Origin of the sequence: Bradyrhizobium sp. (genome assembly GCF_049581145.1) — a bacterium.
GTDB lineage: Bacteria > Pseudomonadota > Alphaproteobacteria > Rhizobiales > Xanthobacteraceae > Bradyrhizobium.
Genome location: NZ_JBAURI010001069.1, coordinates 1 through 5,519 on the forward strand (window position 1 = coordinate 1; position 5,519 = coordinate 5,519).

The 5,519-nt window shown below is 62.1% G+C and carries 6 protein-coding genes; 4 read left to right on the plus strand and 2 right to left on the minus strand.

Annotated features, from left to right (window positions below):
- Positions 1-905, plus strand: a 905-nt coding sequence (locus tag WCB02_RS34595; RefSeq protein ID WP_423965689.1) for an efflux RND transporter periplasmic adaptor subunit, incomplete at its 5' end; no start/stop codon positions are given.
- A gap of 280 nt (positions 906-1,185) precedes the next feature.
- Here the strand turns inward: WCB02_RS34595 and WCB02_RS34600 are convergent.
- On the minus strand, positions 1,186-1,500 hold the full coding sequence (locus tag WCB02_RS34600) for a hypothetical protein (protein ID WP_423965691.1): 315 nt from the start codon (positions 1,498-1,500) through the stop codon (positions 1,186-1,188).
- A 504-nt stretch (positions 1,501-2,004) separates the two neighbouring features.
- Here WCB02_RS34600 and WCB02_RS34605 point away from each other — a divergent pair.
- From WCB02_RS34605 to WCB02_RS34615, 3 genes are all read left to right on the plus strand, one after another.
- Complete coding sequence (locus tag WCB02_RS34605) at positions 2,005-2,499, plus strand: Dps family protein (protein WP_423965693.1); 495 nt, start codon at positions 2,005-2,007, stop codon at positions 2,497-2,499.
- Between the two features lie 42 nt (positions 2,500-2,541).
- The gene (locus tag WCB02_RS34610; protein ID WP_423965701.1) at positions 2,542-3,528 is read left to right on the plus strand and encodes a lactate/malate family dehydrogenase; all 987 of its coding nucleotides are present in this window, start codon (positions 2,542-2,544) and stop codon (positions 3,526-3,528) included.
- A gap of 131 nt (positions 3,529-3,659) precedes the next feature.
- Positions 3,660-4,349: an HD domain-containing protein gene (locus WCB02_RS34615; RefSeq protein ID WP_423965695.1), complete on the plus strand. Its 690-nt coding sequence runs from the start codon at positions 3,660-3,662 to the stop codon at positions 4,347-4,349.
- 135 nt (positions 4,350-4,484) lie between these two features.
- Here the strand turns inward: WCB02_RS34615 and WCB02_RS34620 are convergent, their stop codons facing one another.
- Complete coding sequence (locus tag WCB02_RS34620; protein ID WP_423965698.1) at positions 4,485-5,471, minus strand: NAD(P)-dependent oxidoreductase; 987 nt, start codon at positions 5,469-5,471, stop codon at positions 4,485-4,487.
- Between the last annotated feature and the right edge of the window lie 48 nt (positions 5,472-5,519).

Genomic DNA, 5,519 nt, shown 5'->3' on the forward strand with positions numbered 1-5,519 from the left:
ACGTTGATATCGGCGATAGGGTCAAGGCCGGAACGCTGCTGGCAGACATTACCGCGCCTGAGCTCGACCATCAGATTGCGCAAGCCGAGGCGACGCTGGCCCAGGATCAGGCGACCCTGCAGCAGACGCAGGCAAGCCGTGATCTCGCCCAAGTCACCAATGGGCGCGACAGCAATCTCGTCAAACAGGGATGGCTGACGCTTCAGCAGGGCGACAATGATCGCCTGACGCTGCGGGCGCAGCAAGCGGCGGTTGGCGTGGCGCAATCGAATATTGCCGCCCAGCAGGCCGAAATTCGAATCCTTGAGCAGGAGAAGGCCTACCAGCGCGTGGTAGCGCCGTTCGATGGCGTGATCACACAGCGTGCCATCGACAACGGAAGTCTGGTAACGTCCGGTTCGACCTTCATGTTCACGCTGATGCACCCGGATGTAATCCGGACCCAGCTGTTCGTTCCCCAGGACGAGGCCTTCGGCCTTGGACCCGGTGTCGACGCCGTGGTCCGTGTCCCCGAGATTCCGAATCGCGCCTTTCCCGGCAAGGTCACGCGTATCGCAAGTGCGTTGCAGCCCGGGAGTCGGACGCTGCTGACCGAGATCGACGTCCCCAATCACGACGGCGCGCTTAGTCCCGGGATCTATTGCACGGTCGAATTGCTGATCCCGCGCAAGACGCCATCCATGATCATACCGGCCGATGCGGTTGTGTTCGATCAGAACGGCCTGCATGTCGCGGTCGTCGAAAACGGCGTTGCCCATTTCCAGAAGATCACGATCGCGCGCGACTTCGGCACGGAAGTCGAAGTACATGACGGGGTCAAGCCGGGCGATCAGGTCATCCTCAATCCGATGGTGAACCTCGCCGAAGGCAGCAGGGTCGCCGTGCGCAAGACGCAGGCGAGCTAGATCGACACCAGAAAGGCAATGCGATGCGACGCTCCTTGTTCACGGCGGCCGTCTTGTTGTTGAGCTGCAACGCCGGCCTGGCGCAGGTCTCTACCATGGGCACAACCGCCATGGGTCTTCCCTCGACACCAGGGACGATCGTCACGTCCCCGCTCAACGGCCCGAGTCCGTTCTCGGCGACAACCCAGCCGGACACCCCCGACACCACGCTGGCGCCGGTGCCGCTGGCTTCCGACCCGACAACGCCGGGAACGGTGGTGACGTGTTCCACACCGGCAGGTCAGATCGCGCCTGGAACTCCGGTGGTGCCGGTGACTCCCATGTCTGCAACGGGCGCCACCATCGGAACGACGCCGGCGGTTTCCACGGCCCCGACGATATCGTCCGTCCCCGCACCATCGACCGCGCCGATGTCAGCGACAGCGATGACGTCAGCGACCCCCTTGGGCACCATTCCCACACCAATCGTTGGCAGCGCGACCGGGACCATCCCGGCAGTATCCCCGCTCGGCAGCTCATCGACCACCGTGTGCAGCTCTACCCCGGGAGGCCCGTCGACCAATGGCGCGTCTTTACCGCTCTCGACCCCGGACATTCCGAGCAGTCCCGCGCCCGGCACAATTCAACCCGCGGTCCCGGAGCTTGCCACCACCAGCATCGATCCGACGGCGACCGTGGAGCCGACACCAAACACATCGGCATGTGCCGAGAGCATGACGATGAATCTGGCCACCCCCGCCATGATGGCTCCGGCCAACGCCACCGGCGCCACGGCAACGCCAGGCGTGGCGCCTCCATCCGGCTGCTGATCCCGACCGCTGCAATGTCCCTCCTCGGCAAAAAATGCCCGATCCAGCTCAACGAGAACGCAACGACGTGACGGCCGACGTTACGTCGTTCAAACGCCAACTAATTCCTGGTATCTTCTCGACCTTCCCCCGGCGCTTGACATTCGCTCGCGAGGACCCTGCAAGGCTAAATTGCTATTTAATTGAAAATACCCAGGCCGAGAACGATTTGCAGGCAGTCCACCGTTTGCAAAGCTGCTCGAACTGCCCCTTTTGCGGTTGAACGGCCCCAACTCAATGAGGTCACTCCCATGCAGAGAACATCGCTCACGACCCCCACGGATCTCTCGGAACAGGCCGTTAATGACATTTCGCAAGCCTTGATGCGGCTCCTCTCGGACGTGTTTGCATTGTATCTCAAGACCAAGAATTTTCACTGGCATATGTCTGGCCCGCATTTCCGGGACTATCATCTGATGCTCGACGATCAGGGCGACGAGCTTTTCGCGATGACGGATGACCTCGCCGAGCGTGCACGGAAGATCGGCGGCACCACCCTTCGCTCCATCGGGCAGATCTCGCGTCTTCAGCGCATCGTGGACGATGATGCTGAATACGTTAAACCACTCGACATGATTATCGCACTCCGGGACGACAATGCGATGCTGACGCGGTCCATGCGCGAGGTGCATTCGCTTTGTGACGAGGCAGGGGATGTGGCCACCGCAAGCCTGCTGGAGAACTGGATCGACCAATCCGAGAAGCGCACCTGGTTCCTCTTCGAATGCAGCCGGCGCGAGACCTGACACGGTAGACGGCTATACAGATGGTGAGGAAACTTGGCCATCGTGCATCTTGATGACACTTCCACAAACCCCGAGCACAGACGAGGGCCCATCATGAAGATCGGAGTAATTGGAGCGGGTGCGGTTGGTGCCGCATGTGCGATGGCGACGATCATGCGGGGTTGCGCCAGCGAACTGGTTCTCGTCAACCGGGGCCGCGATCGCGCGAAAGGGATGGCTACCGATATGGGCTACGGCGCTCCTCTGTCAGCCATCACCAGGGTGAGAGATGGCGACTACCCAGATCTGGCAGGTGCCGCGCTCGTCATGATCACGGTCGGCGTCAACGAGAAATCCGGCGGGGCAACGGATCGCAGCGATCCGCTGGGGCGCTTGCGCCTCCTGGACAAGAACGCGGAGGTTTACCGTGACGTGATTCCGCGCATCAGGACGGCCGCGCCGGATGCCGTGCTGCTCGTCGTCACCGATCCACCCGATCCGCTCGCCTTCCTGACGCGCGAGCTCGCCGGCCATGATCGCGTTCTCAGCACCGGGACCTTGCTCGACAGCCTGCGCTTTCGCGTGCATCTGGCACGAAAACTCAACGTCGCTCCCACCGCCATCGAAGCGCAAGTTCTCGGTGAACACGGAACATCCCAGATCTTTCACTGGTCCGCTGCCCGTGTCGGCGGCGTCCCGATCGCGGATGCCCTTGCCCAAGGTGGGCTCCAACGCGACGACGATTTCCACCAGACGATCGAGAACGAAGTCCGCTACGCAAACATTACGATCATCGAAGGCATTGGCGCCAGCCAGTACGGCATTGGAATGGTTTGCGCCCGGATCGCCGAAATCGTGGTGCGCGACGAACGCGCCGTGGTTCCGATCGGGGTTTACAATACAAAGCTTGGCGTCACGCTGTCGCTGCCGAGCATCGTCGGACGCGAAGGCTGTCTCGGGGTCCTCGACCCTCTCCTGTCGAACGACGAGCGTATCGGCCTCGAAAAATGCGTCGAAACATTGCGCAAAGCTCAAGAACGAATTCGCTGAGGGTGGGGGCAACTTCCGATCCAGCCGCCGATGTCGCGAGAATAAATCGTTGTTTAATTGAAATGAACAGCTGAGAGGGGGAGTTTAGCGACCGGTTTCGAACTTTCATTTCGACCAGACGGAGGACTCTCATGACGTTGTCGATCAATGGCATCAGCATTCCCGACAGCGCGCTGGCACGGGACGTAACCGAATTGGTGCGTGACACGGAACCTGCGCTCTTGTTCCATCATTCAAGCCGGGTCTACTACTTCGGTGCCTTGGCCGGGAAACAACGCGGTCTGCGGTTCGATCCGGAACTGCTTTACGCCGGAGCCATGTTCCACGACATGGGTCTCACCCACGAACACAGCAGCGCGCACGAGCGCTTCGAGGTCGACGGCGCGAACGCGGCCCGTGATTTCCTGAGCAGCCGCGGTATCTCGCGGGCCGATATCGACACGGTCTGGACCGCAATCGCACTGCATACAACGCCGGGCATCCCGCAACACATGCATCCCGTCATCGCACTGGTGACCGCCGGCGTCGAGATGGACGTGCTGGGCCTCACCTACCCACAATACAGCGACGATGAGCGTGCGGCGGTGGTGCGCGCCCATCCGCGCGACGAGCATTTCAAGGAAGACATCATTCAGGCCTTCTATGACGGCATCAAGCACAAGCCGGACACGACCTTCGGCAACGTCAAGGCCGACGTCCTCGCTGACAAGGACCCGACATTCACCCGCGGCAATTTCTGCAGCGTGATCCGCGGTTCGGCATGGCCGGGCGCTACTGCGTCCGCACCAGCGGCGAAGGCGGCCCGGACATCACGTCGATAGATCTTGCTTGCAAGGTGCCGTAGCGCGGGTGCAGCCTGGGTATCGGTCGACCAGCCAAGGGCAGATCTGGAAAAACCAGATCCAGAAAACAAATCCAGGAATTGGAAGCCGCAGGCGCTTTTCCATTCACGTCATTCACGTTGCGCGGCCACCAGCTTCGGATTCCTCCGCGGCAACAAGGGCGAGCGCCGTCCAGTCAAGGCCCGCATGGCCACGGGCGATTCCCGCGGTCATGCGATCTCGCACCACCGCCGCCGACGGCATGGGGACTCCCGCTTTCTCGGCCTCGGCGAGCGCAAGACGCACATCCTTGAGCGCAAGCGGCATCACAAATCCGGGAGCGTAGCTTTCCTCCACGATCTTGTTGCCATAGATCCGGTGGACGCGACCAGCGAACATCGTCGAGGTCAGAATATCGATGAAGCGCCTTGGATCGAAGCCGCGCCTTCGAAGCACGGCAACGGTTTCGCCGAGCACCTCAAGCGTGGTCGCCGTCATGATGTTGCCGAGCAGCTTGATCAGATTGGCCTGTGCCGGGTCGTCACCGACCACGAAGGTCTGACCCAGATTGTCCGTCAACAGGCGGCAGCGTTCAACATCGATGGGGCTGCCGGCGGCCATGACGAACAGCTGGCGTGCTTTTGCGGCGTCGGGGTTTCCGAACACGGGCGCGGCGACGTAGCCTTGGCCGCACCGCGCGTGCTCGCTGGCACATTCGGCGGCGGCCGCGGTGCTGATCGTACTCATCGAGAGGTGGATGGCGCCGGGCGGGAGGCCTGCGGCCAATCCTTCGGTATCGCCGGTTCCGAACACGACGCTGCGCACGGCGTCGTCGTCGGGCAGCATGCTGATGACGATCTCGGAGTCGAACATATCGGCGATATCCATTGTGGGCGTCACACCCAGCCCCTGAATGCCGCCCATCACGCCCTGGCGGCGGACGTACCCGACCACGTGACATCCTGCAGCAGCCAGATTCGCGGCCATGGCGGTGCCCATGTGACCGAGGCCGACAAAGCCGACCTTGCCGATGGCGGGCGAGCGGCCGGCCGCCGCATCGCCATGGTCGCTGGACCCGGCGCGCGTCACCGTGGCCTGCGGGTCGAACTGACGATCAAGCACAGGGCTTCTCCTCGTTGGCACCGACCGAATCGGCGCAATCGCTACGAC

Coding starts and splice junctions, on each gene's coding strand:
- WCB02_RS34600 (WP_423965691.1), bottom strand. CDS start 1,500: ATGTCCGGGGTCGAGAGCGGTAAAGACGCGCCATTGGTCGACGGGCCT.
- WCB02_RS34605 (WP_423965693.1), top strand. CDS start 2,005: ATGCAGAGAACATCGCTCACGACCCCCACGGATCTCTCGGAACAGGCC.
- WCB02_RS34615 (WP_423965695.1), top strand. CDS start 3,660: ATGACGTTGTCGATCAATGGCATCAGCATTCCCGACAGCGCGCTGGCA.